This is a genomic window from Bacillus bruguierae (assembly GCF_037104725.1).
Lineage (GTDB): Bacteria > Bacillota > Bacilli > Bacillales > Bacillaceae_G > Bacillus_A > Bacillus_A bruguierae.
On record NZ_JBAWSX010000017.1, the window covers coordinates 26,828 to 47,510 of the forward strand.

At 36.0% G+C, this 20,683-nt stretch carries 23 protein-coding genes and 2 pseudogenes; 6 read left to right on the forward strand and 19 right to left on the reverse strand.

From position 1 onward, the window contains the following. Positions 1-151: 151 nt before the first annotated feature. The 13 genes from WAZ07_RS21260 to WAZ07_RS21320 all read right to left on the reverse strand — a co-directional run bounded on the left by WAZ07_RS21260 (position 152) and on the right by WAZ07_RS21320 (position 11,013). Complete coding sequence (locus WAZ07_RS21260; RefSeq protein WP_336474035.1) at positions 152-1,120, reverse strand: YbgA family protein; 969 nt, start codon at positions 1,118-1,120, stop codon at positions 152-154. A 4-nt stretch (positions 1,121-1,124) separates the two neighbouring features. Next, positions 1,125-1,778: a TetR/AcrR family transcriptional regulator gene (locus WAZ07_RS21265; protein WP_336474036.1), complete on the reverse strand. Its 654-nt coding sequence runs from the start codon at positions 1,776-1,778 to the stop codon at positions 1,125-1,127. 22 nt (positions 1,779-1,800) lie between these two features. Then, positions 1,801-2,820 carry an ABC transporter permease gene (locus tag WAZ07_RS21270; RefSeq protein ID WP_336474037.1) on the reverse strand — a complete coding sequence of 340 codons (1,020 nt, stop codon included), beginning with the start codon at positions 2,818-2,820 and terminating at the stop codon, positions 1,801-1,803. Next, positions 2,817-3,548: an ABC transporter ATP-binding protein gene (locus tag WAZ07_RS21275; RefSeq protein WP_336474038.1), complete on the reverse strand. Its 732-nt coding sequence runs from the start codon at positions 3,546-3,548 to the stop codon at positions 2,817-2,819. The genes WAZ07_RS21270 and WAZ07_RS21275 overlap by 4 nt, the downstream gene beginning before the upstream one ends. A 255-nt stretch (positions 3,549-3,803) precedes the next feature. After that, complete coding sequence (locus WAZ07_RS21280) at positions 3,804-4,196, reverse strand: GtrA family protein (protein WP_336474039.1); 393 nt, start codon at positions 4,194-4,196, stop codon at positions 3,804-3,806. Between the two features lie 485 nt (positions 4,197-4,681). Beyond that, positions 4,682-4,891: a hypothetical protein gene (locus tag WAZ07_RS21285; RefSeq protein WP_336474040.1), complete on the reverse strand. Its 210-nt coding sequence runs from the start codon at positions 4,889-4,891 to the stop codon at positions 4,682-4,684. Between the two features lie 118 nt (positions 4,892-5,009). Then, positions 5,010-5,603 (reverse strand): DUF2441 domain-containing protein, encoded by a 594-nt coding sequence (locus WAZ07_RS21290; protein WP_336474041.1) that lies wholly within the window; start codon positions 5,601-5,603, stop codon positions 5,010-5,012. Between the two features lie 308 nt (positions 5,604-5,911). Next, positions 5,912-7,333: a sensor histidine kinase gene (locus WAZ07_RS21295; protein WP_336474042.1), complete on the reverse strand. Its 1,422-nt coding sequence runs from the start codon at positions 7,331-7,333 to the stop codon at positions 5,912-5,914. After that, entirely contained in the window at positions 7,334-8,047 is a 714-nt protein-coding gene (locus WAZ07_RS21300) for a response regulator transcription factor (RefSeq protein WP_336474043.1), read from the reverse strand. A 182-nt stretch (positions 8,048-8,229) separates the two neighbouring features. Further along, positions 8,230-8,580 carry a YxeA family protein gene (locus tag WAZ07_RS21305; RefSeq protein WP_336474095.1) on the reverse strand — a complete coding sequence of 117 codons (351 nt, stop codon included), beginning with the start codon at positions 8,578-8,580 and terminating at the stop codon, positions 8,230-8,232. Between the two features lie 22 nt (positions 8,581-8,602). Then, entirely contained in the window at positions 8,603-9,334 is a 732-nt protein-coding gene (locus WAZ07_RS21310) for an ABC transporter permease (RefSeq protein WP_336474044.1), read from the reverse strand. Between the two features lie 12 nt (positions 9,335-9,346). Beyond that, positions 9,347-10,099, reverse strand: a complete 753-nt coding sequence (locus tag WAZ07_RS21315) for an ABC transporter permease (protein WP_336474045.1) — start codon at positions 10,097-10,099, stop codon at positions 9,347-9,349. Next, entirely contained in the window at positions 10,096-11,013 is a 918-nt protein-coding gene (locus WAZ07_RS21320) for an ABC transporter ATP-binding protein (protein ID WP_336474046.1), read from the reverse strand. Before WAZ07_RS21320 ends, WAZ07_RS21315 begins: the two co-directional genes overlap by 4 nt. 215 nt (positions 11,014-11,228) lie before the next feature. Between WAZ07_RS21320 and WAZ07_RS21325 the strand changes: the two are divergent. After that, a pseudogene (locus tag WAZ07_RS21325) lies at positions 11,229-11,357 on the forward strand (Tn3 family transposase); the annotation flags it as partial. 413 nt (positions 11,358-11,770) lie between these two features. Here the strand turns inward: WAZ07_RS21325 and WAZ07_RS21330 are convergent. Continuing rightward, positions 11,771-12,220 (reverse strand): DUF6376 family protein, encoded by a 450-nt coding sequence (locus WAZ07_RS21330; RefSeq protein ID WP_090911444.1) that lies wholly within the window; start codon positions 12,218-12,220, stop codon positions 11,771-11,773. Between the two features lie 873 nt (positions 12,221-13,093). On the opposite strand from WAZ07_RS21330, the gene WAZ07_RS21335 reads away from it, so the two are divergent. Beyond that, complete coding sequence (locus WAZ07_RS21335; protein ID WP_336474047.1) at positions 13,094-13,528, forward strand: hypothetical protein; 435 nt, start codon at positions 13,094-13,096, stop codon at positions 13,526-13,528. Between the two features lie 151 nt (positions 13,529-13,679). Here the strand turns inward: WAZ07_RS21335 and WAZ07_RS21340 are convergent, their stop codons facing one another. Continuing rightward, positions 13,680-13,814, reverse strand: coding sequence for a YuzL family protein (locus WAZ07_RS21340; protein ID WP_336474048.1), 135 nt, complete (start codon positions 13,812-13,814; stop codon positions 13,680-13,682). A 183-nt stretch (positions 13,815-13,997) separates the two neighbouring features. On the opposite strand from WAZ07_RS21340, the gene WAZ07_RS21345 reads away from it, so the two are divergent. Then, complete coding sequence (locus tag WAZ07_RS21345) at positions 13,998-14,504, forward strand: DinB family protein (RefSeq protein WP_336474049.1); 507 nt, start codon at positions 13,998-14,000, stop codon at positions 14,502-14,504. Between the two features lie 90 nt (positions 14,505-14,594). Here WAZ07_RS21345 and WAZ07_RS21350 read toward each other — a convergent pair. Both WAZ07_RS21350 and WAZ07_RS21355 read right to left on the reverse strand, forming a co-directional pair. Further along, positions 14,595-15,050: pseudogene (locus tag WAZ07_RS21350) on the reverse strand (leucine-rich repeat domain-containing protein); the annotation flags it as partial. A gap of 79 nt (positions 15,051-15,129) precedes the next feature. Beyond that, positions 15,130-15,852, reverse strand: coding sequence for an SDR family oxidoreductase (locus WAZ07_RS21355; protein ID WP_336474050.1), 723 nt, complete (start codon positions 15,850-15,852; stop codon positions 15,130-15,132). A gap of 244 nt (positions 15,853-16,096) precedes the next feature. On the opposite strand from WAZ07_RS21355, the gene WAZ07_RS21360 reads away from it, so the two are divergent. The 3 genes from WAZ07_RS21360 (at position 16,097) to WAZ07_RS21370 (ending at position 18,192) form a co-directional block, all read left to right on the forward strand. Beyond that, positions 16,097-16,858 carry a M28 family metallopeptidase gene (locus tag WAZ07_RS21360; RefSeq protein ID WP_336474051.1) on the forward strand — a complete coding sequence of 254 codons (762 nt, stop codon included), beginning with the start codon at positions 16,097-16,099 and terminating at the stop codon, positions 16,856-16,858. A gap of 118 nt (positions 16,859-16,976) precedes the next feature. Continuing rightward, on the forward strand, positions 16,977-17,168 hold the full coding sequence (locus tag WAZ07_RS21365) for a hypothetical protein (protein ID WP_336474052.1): 192 nt from the start codon (positions 16,977-16,979) through the stop codon (positions 17,166-17,168). Positions 17,169-17,250: 82 nt separating this feature from the next. Continuing rightward, complete coding sequence (locus tag WAZ07_RS21370) at positions 17,251-18,192, forward strand: zinc metalloprotease (RefSeq protein WP_336474053.1); 942 nt, start codon at positions 17,251-17,253, stop codon at positions 18,190-18,192. Between the two features lie 294 nt (positions 18,193-18,486). Here the strand turns inward: WAZ07_RS21370 and WAZ07_RS21375 are convergent, their stop codons facing one another. Both WAZ07_RS21375 and WAZ07_RS21380 read right to left on the reverse strand, forming a co-directional pair. Beyond that, entirely contained in the window at positions 18,487-19,101 is a 615-nt protein-coding gene (locus WAZ07_RS21375; RefSeq protein WP_336474054.1) for a response regulator transcription factor, read from the reverse strand. Beyond that, positions 19,070-20,659 carry an ATP-binding protein gene (locus tag WAZ07_RS21380; RefSeq protein ID WP_336474055.1) on the reverse strand — a complete coding sequence of 530 codons (1,590 nt, stop codon included), beginning with the start codon at positions 20,657-20,659 and terminating at the stop codon, positions 19,070-19,072. Before WAZ07_RS21380 ends, WAZ07_RS21375 begins: the two co-directional genes overlap by 32 nt. Between the last annotated feature and the right edge of the window lie 24 nt (positions 20,660-20,683).

The following is a 20,683-nucleotide window of genomic DNA, read 5'->3' on the forward strand; positions in this document are numbered from 1 at the left end:
ACTCTAAAGAAGAATGAATAATAGTAAGATAATTGCTACAATTCTGTCACAATTTAATTGTAAAACAGAATCTGTACTATTGCACAAAAAAATTCCTACATTGTTCTACAACAACATAGGAATAAAAAAGTCGAATTATGAAATTTTTTGTTTAATAATCTCGCCCTTTTCCAGAATCTGTAATTTCAACTAACATTTCTGGATACGGTTCAAAATATGTTTGTTTCAGTAAATATATTTCTTCAAATCGGATTGCCCAAGATTTTAAAATGGTAAGTAAGCTGCTTAATGGTATTTTCTTTTCAGCATACTTACTGAGTAAAGACAGAAAATGATCTTTTTCTTCTTTCTTTAATTTATTTTTAAAATACCCGAAAATATGCTGACATACGTTGATATTTGATGTATACCGCGGTGTACGATTTAACAATTCATGCAATATTTCCTCATACATTGCAAATACTTCATTAATCGGTCGCTTTTCCTTATTCGCAATGACGCGCCCTAATTCTTTTTGCTTTGTTTGATTATATGCCATGAATAAATACTTATGATCAGATTGAAATTCAACTAATGCTTTCATGTTTTTATTTTTCTTTAACGTTTTAAAATGTGCAATTGTAAATAGCTGCGTCAAAAAATGTTCGCGAATGATAAAATTCGACAGTCTTCCTTCTTCCTCAATCGCTAAATGTGCAAATCCTGCTAAGACTGCACTACCAAATAACCCGGCGCCCTTTCCTTTTGTGGGTGCCTTTCCTAATCCAGCATATATTTTCACATCACGCGTTCCGCAGCTTGGTGACCTATTTTTCAAAATGAAACCATCCACATCTGGTAAGGAAGATAAAAATACATTTGAAAATTGCTGCATTTTTTCCGTTAAGTCGGCACCTGTAGATGGCTGCACTAATTTTTGCGTCCCATCTTGGTCGACAATACGAATCGTTTCTCTTGGAATGCCAAGTCCAATCTCCACTTCTGGGCAAACTGGAATGAATTCTACATACGGCTGTAAATTACGTACTGTTGCATCAGAAAGCTTATCACCGTTATAACGACATGCTTCAAATTCTAAACATTTACTTACGACAACTGTTGGTTTTACAAATTGCCTCATACAATTACCTCCGAGGTGTTAGTCCGTATAAAATGAATTGAACGGTAGACTCGATTTCAGCCTCATCATCCCACTTTTCTTCTGGTAGTAATAAAAAACGAGTTAAAATTAAGCCAATAACAGCTGATATGGTAAATCGTAATACTCCTGGTGTTGGAATTTCAATAATTTGTCCTTGCTCCTGAAAATGATTCGCAATTTTTTCAAAACGAGAGTAAATTTCCTTTGCGAATAGTTGTTGGATTTCATCTTTCAGTTCAGGTTGAAATGGTACTTCTTGAATTAAAATTTTCAGCATCGGAAAATGCTTCCTCGCAAATTCAAAGCGATTCCGAATAACCGTACGTAAAAAGTTTTCATATGAATCATACGTATTGTCAAATATTTCTTTCACAAAAGTTTGCACAAAAAATGGTGCAGCAAATTTTGTTAACGTTGGCATCACAACCGCAAACAACAAATCTTTTTTCGTTTTATAGTAGCGGAAAATCGTTCCTTCTGCTACACCGGCACGCTTCGCAATTTCACTCGTTGAAGTTGCTGAATATCCTTTTTCACTAAACATGTCTACTGCTGCTTCTAAAATACGCATTTGCCGTTCATTGCGCTTATCTGTCCCTGTAGCGGCAATTAATTCTTCTAACCAATCCTCTTTCATGATAGGCTCCTTTTTTCTTCCATTATATTCTTCTATGCTTCTTCAAAGCAAACACGTTACCGAATGTAAACACAATCGCAAATAATAATAAAACACCAAGATCACCAGCAATTTCGCTAAATCCTTGATTTCGAATCATAACTTGTCGCATCGCATCTGCACCGTATGTTAATGGAAATAACTTTCCTAATAGCTGTAACCACTTATTCATAGACTCAATCGGAAATAAACCTGAAAAGAAAATTTGCGGTACGATAACCAATGGGATAAACTGAATCATTTGAAACTCATTGTTTGCATACGCTGATAAAAATGTTCCAAGCGTTAATGCTGTTAATGAAAGCATACATGTAATAAATAACGTCAGCCACGGTGAACCTGCAACATATAAATCAAGAACATACACAGAAAAACTAACAATTAGGATGGATTGGAAAAACGCAAAAATACCAAATCCAATAATATAACCCGCAACAATCTCCCAGCGCCGAATTGGGGTTGATAATAATCGTTCCAAAGTACCGCTTAAACGCTCCCTGACAAATGAAACTCCTGATAAAATAAAGACAAAGAAGAATGTAAAGAAACCAATTAATACCGGACCTAATCCATCAAACATCGTAAAATTAGCTGAGCCGTGTAAATAAGAAACATCTGGTTTCATCACTGCCGATTCTGGTTTTTCCATACTCTTTTGCAAAACTTGCATAACCGCACGATTTTTCGATGAATCACTGCCTTCTAACGTTACTTTCATCTTTCCATGATCTACAGTAACCATCGCATCAATTGCTTGATCTTCTAATTTTCTATGTGCCTTATCTTTATCGTACTCATAAATAGAAGCATCTTGTTTTTTCATTGCGTCTACAATTGGTGCCGGTACATCAACTAAAGCAATATGAGGTTTGTAGTCTTTTTGTGTAAATACAAGTGAAAGAAGCCAAAGAAGTAGCATCGGTGCTCCGAACATAAGCGCAAGCGATCGTTTATCTCGGAAAAATTGACGAATAATACGGATAACAACTCCAAATACTCTCATCGTTCCATCGCTCCTTCCAATAAAAAGACATCTTCAATACGTCCAGATGTTGTTCGTTGTTTTAGTTCTGCTGGAGAACCAGTTGCAATCAACTTCCCTTCACGAATTAAGCCAAGACGTTCACAAAACTCTGCTTCATCCATAATGTGCGTTGTAACAATAATTGTTGTTCCTTGTTTTTTCAGCTCATAAAACTTATCCCAAATCGATTTTCGTAAAACAGGATCGATACCGACAGTCGGTTCATCCAAAATAAGAAGCTTTGGTTCATGCAAAAGTGACATAGCAAGTGATAAACGCTTCTTCATTCCACCTGAAAAATGTTGCACTTGCTTTTTGGCATCCTCAGATAACTGCACAAGCTCAAAAACTTCAGATATACGTTCTCTCTTTTGTTTTCCCTTTAATCCATACATTGTCGCAATAAAATCAGCATTTTCATAAGCGGATAGTTCATCATACAATGCATCAGCTTGCGCCATATATCCAATTTGTTTCATTCCATTCAAATTTGGCATAACCGTTTGCAGTGCAGTTACTTCCCCTGATGTTGCTTCGCTAATACCAGCAATCATTTTAATAAGTGTTGTCTTCCCTGAACCAGACGGACCGACTAAACCAAAAATTTCAGCTTCGCGGACAGAAAATGAAATATCTTGAATCACTTGTTTCTTTCCAAAGTACTTGGAAACATGATTAAGCGTTACAGCCTCGTTTATTAGAGACATAAACTTTCCTCCTCTTCACTTTAATGAGTGAGTACTCACTTTTATTTTAAACTGATATTAATATATGTCAAACGTTTCTTTTTGTTGTTCGTTACAAACACCTTTTCTTTAATGCTTGTTCTCTTCAACAAGAAAACTCAACAAAATAAAAAACGAGATGAATTTCCATTAGAATCCAAGAAATGCAGAATAAAGAACCGCTTTAAAATAAAAAAATTCCTCAACATAAATGCTGAAGAATTTTTTATAATAGTTTTACATAGCAGCTTCTTTTTTTGTAACTAATATTTTTTTTGATATTGCAAATGTAAAAGGAATTGCAATTACAGATGAAATCAAAGGTGCGATGTCCTTATTCAAGTTCAATATATCAACTAAAACATAAATACTAATTGTCGTAATGATAAAGTTTATAATGTAAGTTAACGGAAACTGGAAAAACTTCTTTAATGTTACTTTTGTTCTATACGTAAAGTATGTATTCATAAAAAAAGAACCAATCATACTTACGATAAAAGCTATACTATGTGCTGTTAAAGTATGAAAATGAAAAGCATGAGTAAATAATAAATAAAGTAGCCAATAGTTTAATGTATTCATACATCCTACCAAAACAAATCTAGCTATTTGTTTGTAATTATTGTTCATTGTCACCCTCCCTACGCGCAAACTGAACCATATTATACCATATAAAGAGATTTCTAACATACAAAAGTTACAGTCGTACAGATTGCGTGCTTAATACAAGGTTATCGTAATCCAATATGTATCGAGAGTGCACGGGAGAACTTTTTAATTTTAATAAGCCATTGGAATAAATAAGCATAATTCCAATGGCTTTTTTACTTTACTACGTTACATAGCAAACTCATGAAACAATAAGATTAACTACGTTTTTGCTTCTTATTTGATGGCTTCTAATTCTATATAAATCTAAATTAAAAAACTAACATAAAACCATTTTTTTAGATGGTCGAGAGCATCTGGTCATGCGTAGAAGCGGTCAGGGCCTTTTTCTGCCACATGCGCAGTGAAAACCAGAGATAGCAAGCGAGTACAGTTTCCTTTTTCTCTGCATAGCAGCAACCTATATGTCGAAAAATTAAAGTGGATTTATATAAATTTTCCCCATACTATTTTTCTCCTCTTAAAATAGCTTTTTTTAAAATAAAATAAGTAATAGAAAATAGTAAACAAGTAGCTATTGTACCAAAAGTTGCAATCGAAATTTTACCCGCCATTGTTTCGTTTGGATCTAATGCATTTGGTAAAATTGTACCAAATACAGCAAGACAAGCCATTAGAATCATAATGTATTTTAAGATTTTTATTTTCCGATTCATATTGATTCACTCCTCTATTCCTAAACAGCAATTTCTAAAGATTCTCCTAATGTCCAAAGAGATACCAATCTCTAACTTGTAATTTTTTACAAATAAATATATGAGACTTTTCTAGAATCTAAGCTGAGAAATCAGTAATAATTTCTACCACTTCAATTGTTCCGTTAATCAAAAGCTCGGGAAGCTCATTTTTCACATTACCCTTCCAATATTCTCTAGCTTGTTCAATTTTTTGAGAGAAAGGAGCCCCATCTTCCTTTGGTAAAAGATTTCCATCTCCCTCAAAAGAATTCCCAATAACTCGAAGTTTAACAATCTGCAAAACTTTCCGATTGTAAGAATCAAATAATTCTTTCCATTTCAAAGCGTCTTCATAGCTTTTCGCAGCGTATAAACAAGACAACCTTGAAGGATACTCCGGATATTCTTGCAGTCTAACCATTTCTACTATTACTTCTCTAATCGCTCTGATTGTTTGGTCTACATATTTAATAGCTACTTCGGTATTTTCTTTATTCAAGTTCAAGCCTTTATCTGTATAATGACTTTGTAAAATCTGAATGAAGTCCTCACCTTTAGAATTCAATTGTTCCCTCTCAAAAAAGAAGCGATATAAGGTATTGTTTTGGTTCTTGTTAAAGTTAATAATCTGCCCAAGGCTCATTTTTTTCCTAGTAACAATGTGATAAACATACAAGTCGTTCTCTTTCATGGCCTGCCTCCTATTGGTGTTCATTGTGTTGGTTATATCATACAATACACCATATTATACCAACGAATAGGGGCGATAAGGGAGAATTTTCCGCTTAATGGGGTAGCTCAAGTTAAGATTTTGAAGCCCTTCTATAAAAAAGCTGCACAGCAAAATTATTAAAATAAGCGGCTTGTCTAAATTATGTATACTTCAAAGCATTTCACCATATATAACCTTTTTAACGTATTTCCAAAAGAAGTTCCCATCTCTAAACGCGTGACGGGCAAGAGCCCAGCAGTAAGGTGTGGTGGGTAGTTGACTCGTTTCTATTCACTTCCAGGTGCTTTTTTATTGTTTTCTATTTTAGAATGTACAGGGAATTCCATGACAGCTTTTAGACCTCTTTGGTCCTTGTCGCTTGCAAGAATAAGACGGCCGTGATGGGCCTGCACAATCCTTGCCACCATCGGAATCCCCAGACCGTGACCTTGCTGAACAGTTCGCTTTCTCCTTGATGAATAAGGTAATTCGGTAATCTCCGTCAATTTCTCCTTCGGGATTCCCCGTCCATTATCCCTTACGATAAGGCGATATTGGGAACGGTCCTTGGATAGAGAGGTTTCTAGTATGATTTCACAGCCCTGCGGGTTATGAAACACACTGTTTTGGACGAGATTAATGATTGCCCGAAGCAGCAATTTCTCGTCCCCAATAATTTGAACTGCTTCAACAGTCAGGTTTAAATCAATGTCATACTGGTCATCCAATCCATTATTCAAAAAATCGGTGGCAACTTGTCTCGCCAAAACTGATAGCCGGATGTACTTCAAATGCAAAGGCTGCATTTCATACTCGAGCATGGAGACTAGGTTTAGGTCGCTTACAAGTGAGCGCAACTTCTCACCCTGATGCCGGATGATACCAGCCCGATGCCTCTGCTCCTCCGGCAAATCCAAATTATCCTCCATTTCGCTTGCATAGCCGAGAACAATCGAAAGTGGAGTCCGGATATCATGAGAAATCCCGGCAATCCAGTTAGAACGTGCTTCATCTCGTGCCTTTAACGCGGCCGTCTTATTTTGAAGCTTAGCCGACGCGGCATTCATGCTCTGAGCCAAATCACCGAATATACCTTTGGAATCCAACTGAACTGCTTCCTCTCTAGCAAGATTGTGGACTCCTGACACAAGAGGACGTATCCCTCTTATGAGACGCATGCCAATCACGACAGAAATTAGCAAAGTCACCCCAAAATTAAAGAGCAGCAGCAGCACGAGCCGCAGGGGCATCGATCTTAACCAATCAGAAAGAAAATCGAATTGATACTTCCAGTGGCTTTCCTTTGGATACCCCACTACGATTAGGCCGTCCTCATGTTCCAAAATATAGACAGGATATTTCAAAAGATAATAACGTGAGAACTTGGCTACATCGACTAGATTGTAGGACCTTGGAACATCGTTAGGCAGATGGTAATCCCATTGCACATGGCCATCTGCATCGAGTAGCATGGCCCATGCATGGTTGTGCTGCAGAAGCTTGGCAGCGTGCTCGTCCAGACGATAGCCGGTGTCCTGCTTCCCCAATCCTTGAGCCACTTGCTTAAGCACACCTTCCGGGGACGGGCGTTGATTAATTTCCTTGAATACCAGCGTGCCTAGCAGTACGAAATTAAAAATAAGCAGAAATATCGAAATAAAGATGGTCGTCGTGGCAAACCGGCGTAATATACGAATAATTCCTTCCACTCAATGATTCTCCTTCACCAGCAGTTTATATCCCAGTCCCCTGACGGTGAGAAGATGGATTGGTTTGGAAGGATCCATCTCGATTTTTTCACGGATCCGCCTAATATGAACCATCAAAGTATTTTCATAACCGTAGCTGTCATCTCCCCAAACGGCCTGACATAGGGCATCGCTTGTAACGATTCGCCCCTGATTTTCATACAACTTCACAAGAATGGCATGCTCCTTTGCCGTTAATGGCATCTCCTTCTGATTCCTGTGCACGACAGCGCTTTCTAGATCAATGATCTGTTCTCCTAATCGGAAGACAGATAGACACTCCGCCACGGAAGAGGAGTAGACCCGCTTCAGAATTGCCATGAGCCGCAATACCAGCTCACGCGGCAGGAACGGCTTCACAATGTAATCATCTGCCCCCAAACCTAGTCCGAGCAACCGGTCTTCATCCTCACCCCGTGCGGAGAGAAAAAGGACTGGCATGTCCGAGAACTGCCTGATGGAAGACAGAAGTGAAAATCCGTCACCATCTGGCAGCATGACATCAAGAATCACGATATCTGGCTTGCCGGTGTGGCAGAATGACAGAGCTGAAGCGCAGTCGGCGGCAGTGTAAATGCGGAAAAAGCCCTCTTTTCTTAAAAATCTTTCAATCATTATTCTGATTTCCGGTTCATCATCTACAATTAATATTTTTTTGTCTTTTAAATTTTCCATCCTGCATCACCTAATTTTATTATACATGAAAAAGGAAATTATTTACGTTTCATTTCATACTCACCTGAACTTTTAATACAGGCTGACGCACAACCTTGACACCCTATTTTAAAGCCTGTAAAGTTACATTATTTTCTTAACTTGATGGCTATGGGACGTCTCCTTCTTCTTTCAGATCCTTATTATTTCCGATACTGCTGTTGCACCGCCTTAGGTAGCTTTATGAAGTTAACCTCTTCCCAGTGCGTGACGCCCCGAAGCAGTGTATAATATAGCTGGACGTAAGCCCCCTCTCTCAATTGCTTTCCGGCCGAAAAACTAAGTTTTTTCTTCTTCCCTTTCTCATCGTAGGCAGTCAACTCATAGTCATAACGCCCATTCTCCTTCTGAACGCCGGCGCCAGTTATCTCTGTGTAGTAGAGGGTTTTTCCTGCATGATTGTCAGGTGTAAGCTTCTCCGGGGTGAAGAAGAACATCCACAAGCATGCCCCAATCACGATGATGAACCCAAGTACTAACAATATTTTTTTCATCATAAATTCCTCCTAAGCTCAATCAGGATGAGACAATGTCTTTATTCTTCAACCGTCGGATTGACATCAACAAAAAAATAATAACGAAAGCCATATTGATCACCCAAAACAGAAAGTTCTGTATGTTAGTCAACTTATTCTGGCTCATTACACTCATGCCAATGTTGAGTAGTGAGAACGGAAAAAATGCTCCCAGCTTGGCAATGTACATACCCAGACCGATAAAAACCCCGCACAGACTGATACCGATAGGCGTAGCAAAGCTGCGGATCCGCAGCGACAGTCCCAATTGCAAAGCACTAATGGACAAAGAAGCATACCATCCACGTATCGCCCATCCTATAGTCTCTATAGGGAATGGTCCAGGTATAAAGAACAGGGTACCTGTAAGCCAGTAGAGTCCTATGAATAGCCCTTGCGCAAACAAGATTAAAATGCTAACGATAATCAATTTGGAAATAAACACACTGGCAACCGATACAGGAGAGGTCATAATCATATTCCAATTTCGGTTTAAATGTTCCAGTCTACATATGTAGGAACAACAGATGGCAATTAGAATAGGTAGAAAAAAAACACCGTAAAACAGGCTGACCTGGGTCCACAAGCTGTACCAACCATTTTGCAGGACGTCCTGGTTCATATAATAATTCGCACAGCCAATCAGCAGACTTATAATAGGAAGTACAGCAAGTACAAGACCAATCCGGGAATGGCGCAGTTTGAGCCATTCAACAGAAATACTTCGTTTCATCAACTTCCCTCCTCAGATTTCCTGCCGGGTTACATGGATGCTTCCGGCGAAGTAGAACAGAACGGTCATAATCAGCGCAGCCACTACAATTCCCAAGCTTACCGGTTGTACCATATAGGTGCTTGCAGACTCAGCGTATAGATAAGTAACCGGGCTGAGATCCAAATAATAAGACCAAATAAAAATATGTCTAGTAACAGCTGGGAATAATCCAGCAGTCATTCCTATGAAGCCACCCAGCATGCCAAAGCATAACGCAAAGGCCTGGTTTTTGATGGAAAAAGAAATCCATTGCTGAAGTGCTGTAACAGCGAGAGTCGTCAGTAGGGTACCCCCAATGAACCGGATTAGCAATTCGATAGGAGGAGCACCGGGAAAACCCTTTATTAGTCCAAACCCAATCATGAATACGGTCTGTGCAAAGATACCGTACAGAAGCAGACTATTGGCGCATATATACTTTACTGCGTAGAGATGCCCGCGTCTCACATTGGTAGCAACAAGCATTTTCCAAGTCGCCCCCTTATGCTCCATATCACAAATACGTGAGACAACAATGGCTGAAATAATCGGCATAAAAAGCCCATTCATGGAGGATATACTAAAAAAAACCGATTCCCAAACGGCGTTATCCGGATTGCTAGCAATTGCCCGGCTAATAGACATAAAGGCCCACAGCATCTCCACGACAAGGAATAATATAATCATGAGCCATATTTTTTTGCGACGGATTTTGAAGTATTCCAGTCCTAATATTTTGATCACAAGCTCCGCTCCTTTCCTGTCAACTCTAGGAAAATATCCTCCAAACTTTTCTTCTGCTCCTCGATCCGAATGACAGAGATTTTTTGTTCAACAAGCAATCTGTTCATTTCCGCCACTTCCGTATCCCGAAGATTGTCGAATTCAAGCCTGCTGCTGCTTTGGAGCGGACTGTAACCTTGAGTGAAAAGTAGTTGCTCGGCTTTGGCATTGTCTCCGGTTTTTATACAAATGGTGTTTCTATTCTTTTGCCGCAAGCTTTCCATACTACCCTGGAACAGCAGATTTCCTTCACTGATAATACCTACTGAAGTAGCAATCTGTTCTATCTCCGAGAGTAGGTGGCTGGAAAGCAATATGGTTATTCCATAACGTGCGGGTAATGATTTGATAAGCTCCCGGATTTCACCAATGCCCGCGGGATCAAGACCGTTCGTCGGCTCATCGAGAATCAGTAGCTTTGGAAATGCGAGCAGAGCCATTGCGATTCCCAGCCGTTGCTTCATTCCTAGTGAATATTGTTCAGCTTTTTTGTTTTTCTGATTTTCTAGTCGTACGATACGAAGCGCTTCATGTACATTTTTATCTGGTACGTTCCGCAAGCGCTGCATGACCTTCATATTCTCAAGCCCTGTCAGATGCCCGTAGTAGGAGGGAGATTCAATCAACGATCCGGTACGTTGTAGAATGGATGAGCGATGTTTGCTTAGGCTTTCCCCGAAAATTTTAATTGTCCCTTCAGAAGGCTTGATGAGTCCTAGCAGCATTTTTAGCGTGGTTGTTTTCCCCGCTCCGTTTGGACCCAGAAACCCATAGATTTCTCCTTCCTGAACATAAAGATCCACTTTATTTACACGATTAATAGCCCCATACATTTTGGATAGGTTTTGCGTTTGCACAATAGCCGAAGCACTCATATGAAAAGTCAGCTCCATTCAAAATTTTTAGATGTTTCTCTTCGCTTTCAACTGTAATGCGTCCACCTTTCCACAGTCTAAAGAGAACCTTACATCAACCTTAAATCACTTACTTTGTATTAAATTCTTAACTAGTTGTTGATTTAAAATAAAGTTTGATGACGTACTCCGTTTACCCCATTCTATTCGAAAGTGAAAAGTGTCTGGGGCGCGAATCCTATGGAAGGCAAAATAAATTAGCTGCTGCTTTACGTGAAATGAGAAGAATTGAAAGGACCAATTTTATTTTTGATTACATATCTAGTAAAGTCTTACAGTGTCGTATTCAACAAGGATTAAGTAAAGTGAAACTTCCGTCAGTGGGGGTTTTCTTTATCCCCCCTATCTTCTTTGCTTCCCTCTGAATCTTGAGGTAGGGGTCTTACTGCCCACGAATAGCGGGATAAAAGTGAAGCAATGAATGGTCTTACCAAAGCTCTATTCTTTTGGGGACGAGGCGAATTACGAGATAGAGGATTGCAAAGTTAGATTCACTCAAACCACTTAGCCAATGAATGAAAGCCGATTCTTCCTTAGCCTAGGAAAAATCGGCTTTTTTCATGTCCAAATTTACTTAGAGTATGTTTTTTGGAATTCATTAACAGAACCCCTATTTGGAGTATCGTTTTTTATATACAATAATTGGTGAATAACTGATTGTTATACCTTCAAACTAAAAAATTCCGTTATACATAACGGAATTTTTTTCATACTATATTTACTGACCTAAATTTTGAATCTTATCTTTTAAGTCTTGAACTTGTTGAATTGTCTGCATAAGATCCGAGTTTTTGAATTGTTCTACATCCATTTTTCCTTCTTCTACCTTTTTCATAGTTGTATCAATTAATTCATTTAACTTTTCATTATATCCAACAATTTGCTGATGCATATCCTTTGCTACATCAGGAGGTGTCAATTCATTAAAAGCTGGAATATCCTTTTGGATTTCTCTGAGTCTAGTTTCTAATTCTTTGCGGGCAGCACCATCGTTGATTGCTTTTTCTACTAATCCCGGCGCTTCATTTGCAAACGTACTCACTTCATTAACATAGTCTATTGCCTTTTGAGCATAGTTAATTGAATTCTTACCTTCTTCAATCATAGAGCAGCCTGTTAAACCAATTACCAGCATACACATGAATAACAAAGCTTTTTTTATCGACATCTCTTCATCTCCTCTAAATTCGTACAAATCCACCTATTTATTGTTAACATTTAGAAAGTAAACGTCAAGTAACTTCAAAAAGTATAAATGACAATTTTAAAATCATCTTACAATTATCTCATTCTATTATATTTTTTCTAGGTGTGTATTTCTTATGCTTTCATTATCACATCGAAATAGTATATAAACTATCTAATAACCTTACATCAATATGACAGTTTTGTAAGGTTTTATAAGTAAAAATATAAAAAGAGCTTATATACAGAGGTAGTATCACATGCCCAGAAATAAAGTTTAATTAAAAGAATGTCATTAAACCTTATTTGTCTTTTCTTGTGAATGTTTATAAAATTCCTATAAGAAATCTCGGTCCTTTCTATGATTCATATGTCACTAAAGCACCCATTCGTTAAAAAAGGCTGGAACTATCGCCACCATTCGTTAACGGTAATTCTATGTGATTTCCCATTTTTATCTATAATCTCTACAAGACAATCATTTTTTCTTTCTTAATAATAACCTGCAGCACAAAAGATACTTCCCTTCCCACACCTTCTGCTCTATATGTTACTTTGGAATAAAGTTTGATTAAAACAAGTTCTTCTTCAACAAACCTACATTCGATTTATCCCATTCACTTAAATTGGGATATTATCCTTGATGGGATAAGCTATCCCTTATTAATCAAGAGTTTTCAATTTAGGGCTCTTCGATGCTTCATTAAAATAGTCTCTGTGTTTACTGCGTATAATGTTATTTTAACTGGAAATACATATAACATACATCTGTAAGCTTGCCGTGTGCCAAGGGTACAAGCAAAAATATAACATATTCATATAATATAACAATTTAAAAGAAAAGAGGTGCTTATGATTGGCTAAAAAGGATATTCTATTTGCTTTCGCTGAAAAAAGTAATATACAACTTAATTTACCACAAAATGGCGGATTAACTGTTCTTACAATCCCGGCTTTTGATGCATCAGGGTTTACTGTTAAGTTAGAAGCGATGGCAGAGGTAGTAGTTCAGAATGCAACTCCTGATTACACCGTTGCTATGGATATAGTTTTACTTCGTAATGGAATTGACATAGCTCGAACAAGTGAGGTCAATGTAGGTAACGGTCTACAATATATTACAACTCCTAATATAACTTGGGTTGATATACCTCCACCTGGAACTCACACTTATGAACTTTTTATAACGATAAGTACTAATCCGTTTGTGGATGAAAGATTTGTTCTCACTCGTGCATTAACTGCGACTCTATTCCCACCTGATAATGTTCTTCCTTCGGTATCAAATTGAATCTAAAGAAAAGACGATTGTATACGAACAATCGTCTTTTCAGACTACAACTATTTTTTAACATCTAAAAAAGGCATTGGGATTAATAAACATAATTCCAATGCCTTTTTCACTTTACTACGTTACAGAGTAAACCCATGAGAAATTATAATTAACTACGTTTTTGCTTCTTATTTGATGAAGGAACTTTAGCGGAACCTGTTTCGCGCGTAGTCGTTCCTTGCCCTTCAACTTGTGAAGAGCCAAGACCTGCTCTAGAAGGATCCTGTTTAACTTTTCGACCCACTTTGCTCACCTCCAACGTTACTTTTTGCTTAGATGCGTGAAACTATGCAGAATAAGGTAATAGACTCCCTTTCCTTTTCATAAACTGCTTTTTCATAGTTTCTAACAGGAAACTCATAAACCTTGGTTGTATATATAACATAAGCTTATATTTTAAAGGCAAATGAAACGGGAGGAATTTTCAATGAAACATCCTGTCTTACAAGTTTATGATTATCACGTTTGGGCAAACAAAAAACTCTTTGAACACTTAAAGACATTACCAGCAGACGTTTGGTCTACAAAAATACAAAGTGTCTTCCCTTCTATTTCGCAAACATTTATGCATATGTATATTGCTGATACAATCTGGCTAGGTACTTTATTAGGCAAACCTTTTGATGAAGTGAAGACATCTGCAATACACCTTTCAGAAAAGATAAAAGATACAACTATCAAGGAAATGGAACAACTATTTTTAACTTTATTCGAAGATTATCAAGAGTTTTTCGCCCATGAAGAAAACTTAGAGAAAGTCATTTCACCTGAACATCCTCACTTTGGACGATTAGACACGAATGTCTTTGAATTGGTTCAACATGTTGTGAATCATGGAACATATCATCGCGGGAATATAACGGCTATGTTAAGACAGTTAAGTTATACAGGAACTTCGACTGATTATATTTTTTATTTGTATGCAATGAAATAATAAAAAAACAATTATAAATGGTCTGTTTATAAGTAAAGTGTTTCATTCTCTACTCATAAACAGACCATTTTAGTTGAACGTAACGAAAATCTATTTAGGATTTTTTATGTACATAGCAGCTTTATATTTCTCTTGAAACGCTTTAAATTGCTCATCATATTTCTCAAGTTTTTTAATATCTAGAATTGCGTTTAAAAATGGTTTACGTTTACCAATTACCATAATATCTTTTCCATCAATTGAATCATTTAATTTTACATAGGGATGAAAATAATCACATTTAGTTTCAGGTAATGCAACAGATAACTTTGCATATTCCTCTGTAGGAAATTGATTAGATATTTTTATTTCCAGTAAATTTTTTAAACATGTTACAGGCTCTAAAGATCCATCTTTGACCCGTATATTAGTTAAACTTAAATATTTAAGATTAACCAATTGTTTAAGAGGATCAAGTGTATTAATTTTTAAAGCGTTCCCTATACCACCTGATAGTTCTAATTTGTTCAGTGTTTGACAATATTGTAAAGGCTCAATATCATTTAACAAGTTTCTAAATGGTACATTATTCTTTAATAAAGCTCTATATGTTATAGAAGAGTTTTTTGTCACTCTATGCAACTTCTTATTCATTAGCACCACTCATTACTTTAGGACAAGTAAGCGACTTCCCATTATCATTAGATGTAATGCTAAGCATATACGGTACAGCGACATGTGACCAATCCTCAGCTGTTGGAGAACTCGATACATACTCTGGTGCACATGATTGTAACATTGAAGTATGAATGCCTCCGCCTGGATCTAGCGCCACTACTGCCAGTTCTTTTGGTAATTCTAGTGCCATGGATTGAGTCAACCCCTCTAGCGCAAACTTGGAAGCACAGTACGGTGCAAGTTTAGCTTCGCCAGATCGTCCCCAACTAGAGCTAATGTTGATAATGATACCTCGTTTATTATGAATCATAGCTGGAACAAATGACTGTATCACATTGACTGCACCATTCACATTGATATTCATAACATTTGCAAACTCTTCTGAATAAATAGTCCAAAGATCCGCATTTTTATTCACAATAGAAGCATTATTAATAAGTAAATCTGGCGTACCGTATCGCTGAAGTATATGCGCTCCCCAAGCACTAACAGCTTGATTATCTGAAATATCTACAGATTGAAAATCATGTTTGCTGTCAAATTGGCTCCTAATTTGCTCAATTTTATCTTTAGAACGACCACATCCAGCAATGAACCAGCCTAGTTCAGAAAAACGATCAATTAATGATCGACCTAATCCTTGAGTCATTCCAGTGATTACTACAAGTTTTTTATTTTTTTCTCTAATCATTTGATCCCCCTCGCTTTCTGAAAACTTAGCTATTTAAACTTATTTTACACTTTTTTAATAACGGATACTTGCTACATATTGACTAAACTTTTTACAACTTTAGTAGTAAATTACTCGGCTCTATTTTTTAATAAAGAAATATTTTTTCCAAATAATGTTTGCATAAGCGAATAATCGTGTAGACAAAATAGAATTTGAACAATTGCTTTTTGAGAAACGCATATAGAAGGAGGTGAAATATAAAGTGGTAGTCACTGCACATGCTAATCGTAACAATCACTCCTCAACTGCTGCTCCTATACAGTCCCTAGTAAATCAGGTAAGTGAAAATCAATTCCAAGCATATTTAACTCATTTGGTTTCTTATCCAACAAGATTTTCTACCAGTTCTTTTTATAAAGATGCAGCAACATGGGCTCGTGAGAAATTGAATGAAATGGGATATACAACTAGTAGTGAAACTATACCTATAAATGATAAAAATAGCCAAAATATTATTGCTGACAAAATGGGAACAAATAATGGTACAAAAAATCTGATTATTATCACTGCACATCTTGATTCAGTCAACCATGCTGGTGGTCCTTCATCTAATGCTCCTGGAGCTGATGATAATGGAAGTGGTAGTGCTGGACTCCTTGAAATTGCTCGTGTATTTAAGGACTTACCAATACAGCATGATCTTCGTTTTATCCTTTTTGGAGGAGAAGAACAAGGTTTACTAGGTAGTAAACAATATGTTGAGAATCTCACTACTCTTGATAAAAATCGAATTCAAGCTGTTATCAATATGGATATGATTGGTACATTAAACACGTCACCACCGACAGTTCTAATTGAGGGTTCACCGTTATCAAAAGAGACGATTGATGGATTAAATAATGCTGCATCTCTATATACAAAAATTAATGTGGAAATATCTCTTAATCCTTTTGATAGTGATCATGTTTCTTTTCTTAATAAGGGAATCCCCGCTGTCTTAACTATATGCCTTAAACCCCAATGAGCACACAGCAAACGATACCCTTGAGCATATTCATTATCCACTTGCACTAGATATTCTACGAATGAATGTAGCTTTTATTGCTTCTCGAATTACAAATATATGATGAAGGAGATTTTTTATGGACGATTATACCAAAGACAAAAAAGCGAACATTTCAATAGAAGAATCAAAAGAAAATCCACCTATGAGACGCACTTGTGCAACTATGGATATGCACAATAAATTATTAGAAGAGTCGGAAGAGTACAGAAAAGAAAGAGAAAATATTGAAAATATGACTGAAGAGTATATTAAAAATAAAAATAAATAAACACTTCTATCTTATTTTTGATATATAAATATCTGCTATATGATTACTTAGACCTATAATACTAATTAAAGGAGAATTTATTATGACAAATCATACGAACTCATCTGAAAGAACAAATACACCTGCTACCCGCAAATGCGCAACTATTGAGATTCACCATAAATTACTTGAAGAGTCAGAACAATATAGAAATGCACGTATTGAAATTGAAAGTATGACTAATGAATATTTTAATAGTCTGCGCTTAGAAGCAGAAAGAGCAGTTGTGAAAATTCCTGTTGTAGTTCACGTGGTATGGAATACAGATGAACAAAATATTTCTGATGAACAAATTCATAGTCAAATTGATGTTTTGAACCGTGATTTTCGTGCAACTAATCCTGATATAACAAACGTGCCCTCTGCATTTAAAAATTTTGTAAGCGATGCTAAAATCGAATTCTTTCTTGCTACAAAAGACCCTAATGGAAACCAAACAACCGGTATTACTCGTACACATACAACTGAGCAATCATTTTCTGCAGATGATAATTCTGTTAAATCAGAAAGTACCGGTGGAATAAATGCATGGCCTACCGATAAATACTTAAACTTATGGGTATGTAAGCTAAGCGGGGGTGTTTTAGGATATGCACAATTTCCTGGTGGTCCATCTGAAACAGATGGAGTTGTTATCACATACACAGCATTTGGCACCACAGGTACTGCGACAGAACCTTTCCATTTAGGACGAACATCTACTCATGAAATTGGACATTGGTTCAACCTATTTCATATTTGGGGAGATGATAATGGCGCTTGTACTGGTTCAGACAGAGTTGCTGATACACCTAATCAAGGAGACCATAATTTCGGAAAGCCAAAATTCCCTAACATCTCTTGTAATAACGGGCCAGATGGTGATATGTTTATGAACTATATGGATTATGTTGATGATGATACTATGGTAATGTTTACAAAAGATCAAGTAGATCGTATGGATGCATGTCTTGCAGGACCTCGTTCATCTTTTCTTAAGAGTTAAGACAGGTATACAACTTATTAGCCTTACAGTTATGATATTTAATTATTAGAAAACTGAGTTCGTGGCGCAAAATACAAGCATTCATTTCTTATAGCTATGAACTAAATATGACAGGAACTGTATGAACTGCGTTAGCGATTTGCACTTGAAATCGCTAACGCAGTTCAATTCTCTAAGTTTGTTGTAAGTCATCGTGCTGATGAATAGAGTAACCAAAATGCGAACGTAACTTTCTCCTTTGTGATTGTCACATCCGTTTTTGGGGCTTAAAGCTATAAATTTAACTAACTTTTTTTAATAATTAGGCTGAATATATCCTAATTTTATTCCCTTTGTTACAGCTTCTAACGAAGATGAAACATCCAGCTTATCAAATATGTGTTGAATATGGTTTGAAATGGTGCGTTCACTAGCATATAAGATAGAAGCAATTTCTTTACGCTTACATCCATCACATAGTAATTGTAGAATTTGTTTTTCACTATCAGTTAATTCCTCAACATGATCCGTAGACATTGGAAAATAATAAGTACCCTTATTAACCTCAATTAAAATTTGCAACAACTTATCTGGCATAATGTTTTTATTAATAAAACCACTTACACCGATTTTTTGAGCTTCATACCGATAAACAGGTAAATCATAGCCTGTTAATATAACTATTTTCGTGTCACATTTGCTATCTAAAATATTTTTTGCTACGCCTAAACCATCTTCATTACTAATATTCCTTAAATTAATATCGATTAATGTAATATCTGGCTTACACTCATTGATGAATGCAGTAACCTGTTCAATACTTTGTAATGAGTAAAAATGATCTATTTCAGGATAATCTTCCAAGGCTATCTCTAAACTTTTTGCAAATAAAGCGTGATCATCTATTAATAAAATATTCATAGGAATCATCTCCTTTCATTGGGATAAGAATTGTAATGCACAAACCAGAAGGATTACATTCTGAAATGGTCATTTTACCGTTTAATAAAAACAGTTGTTCTTTAATAGAATTCAATCCTCTGTGATCATTACGAACGTACTTTTCATTATCCACTAAGCCTATACCATTATCTTTTACTATAAGTTCTATTTCGTCATTTTCTTGTTTTAAACTCACAACTAGCTTTGAACATTTAGAATGTTTGAATGCATTTGTTACCAATTCCTTTAACATTCTGTATATAACAAGCTGATAGGGTTCAACTAAAAATAAATTTTCACTACAATTAAAAGATATATCAATATTTTTCATTCCATATTTTTGCTGTATCATTTCAAGCAAATTACTATAATTTTCTTGAAATGTAAGTGTTTTTAATAGTGTTGGATAGTACTCTTCCATTTGTACTCGTATAGACAAATTTAAGTGATCCAACGTTTTTACTATAATTTCATGAATCTCCTCTTTGTTAGATTTATTCATCATATTTTTAACAGCTAAAACATCTTGCAAAATTTCATCATGCAAATAATTAGAAAAATCACGTTTCAACTTTTCCTCTTTCGCTATCTGTACGAGATTATAAGCATAAGAGCTGTCTGACATAATTTTTGGTTCTTCTGTATCTGAATTAACAATCGTTTTTTTTATGTCTTTATATAATAACGTGAAATGAAGCAAAACAAACCAAAAAAGCGTATGTATAATGATGAAATAGGCAATCATATTAAACCTAAACAATATCCCAAGGGAAATCATACAAACAAGAATAAGGAAAAGTATCAGTCCCCTTTTACCTTCCTTTAAAAGAAAATACTTCTTCATAAATATATGGTTTTTAAAAGCAACAGCATGAATACTAAATAAAGGGAAAAGAATCATGATATACCACCCTAGATTGCTTAAATATTCGGGGTTTTCTGCAAAGAAGGCAGCATATCCAATAAAGAAAAAAATAAGAACAGCAACAGATCTAAGTAGATGCTTTTTTTCACTTTTTAAGATAAACATGATTCGTCTTCGATGTTTCAAAAATAAGAAAGCAATACAAATAAAACTTAAAACGAATTGACATAAAAATAGAATGGCAAACATTTTATCGTTTATCAATTTCGCAACCAATGTTAATAAACATATAATCTGTAAAATCCAGTCTTTTTCTTTTTTATACATATAAGTAGAATCTTGAAAAAAGAAAAAGAGAAAAAACTGTGCTGTCTGATATAAAATCACTACACTAAGCAGCGTACTTAATGTATAAAAAATTTGTATTTCACTAAGTGTGAATAAAAACTGCCATGAAGCAAGCATTAGCAAATTAGAAAACTTCCATAAAGTTATATTTTCTTTCATGTTTACAAAACCAATGTAAGCTCCGTAAATAACCATAATCGTTATAATTGCTAATGGAAGCAACTTTGCTGTTCCTACAATATTATGTTGCGAAAATTCATAGCATAAAAAAATAATTATACAAAGTTGGTTAATTAAAAGGATAATTTGTTTTTGCTCATAGTACTTTTTCATAAACTCACTTACCTTTACTAGCTT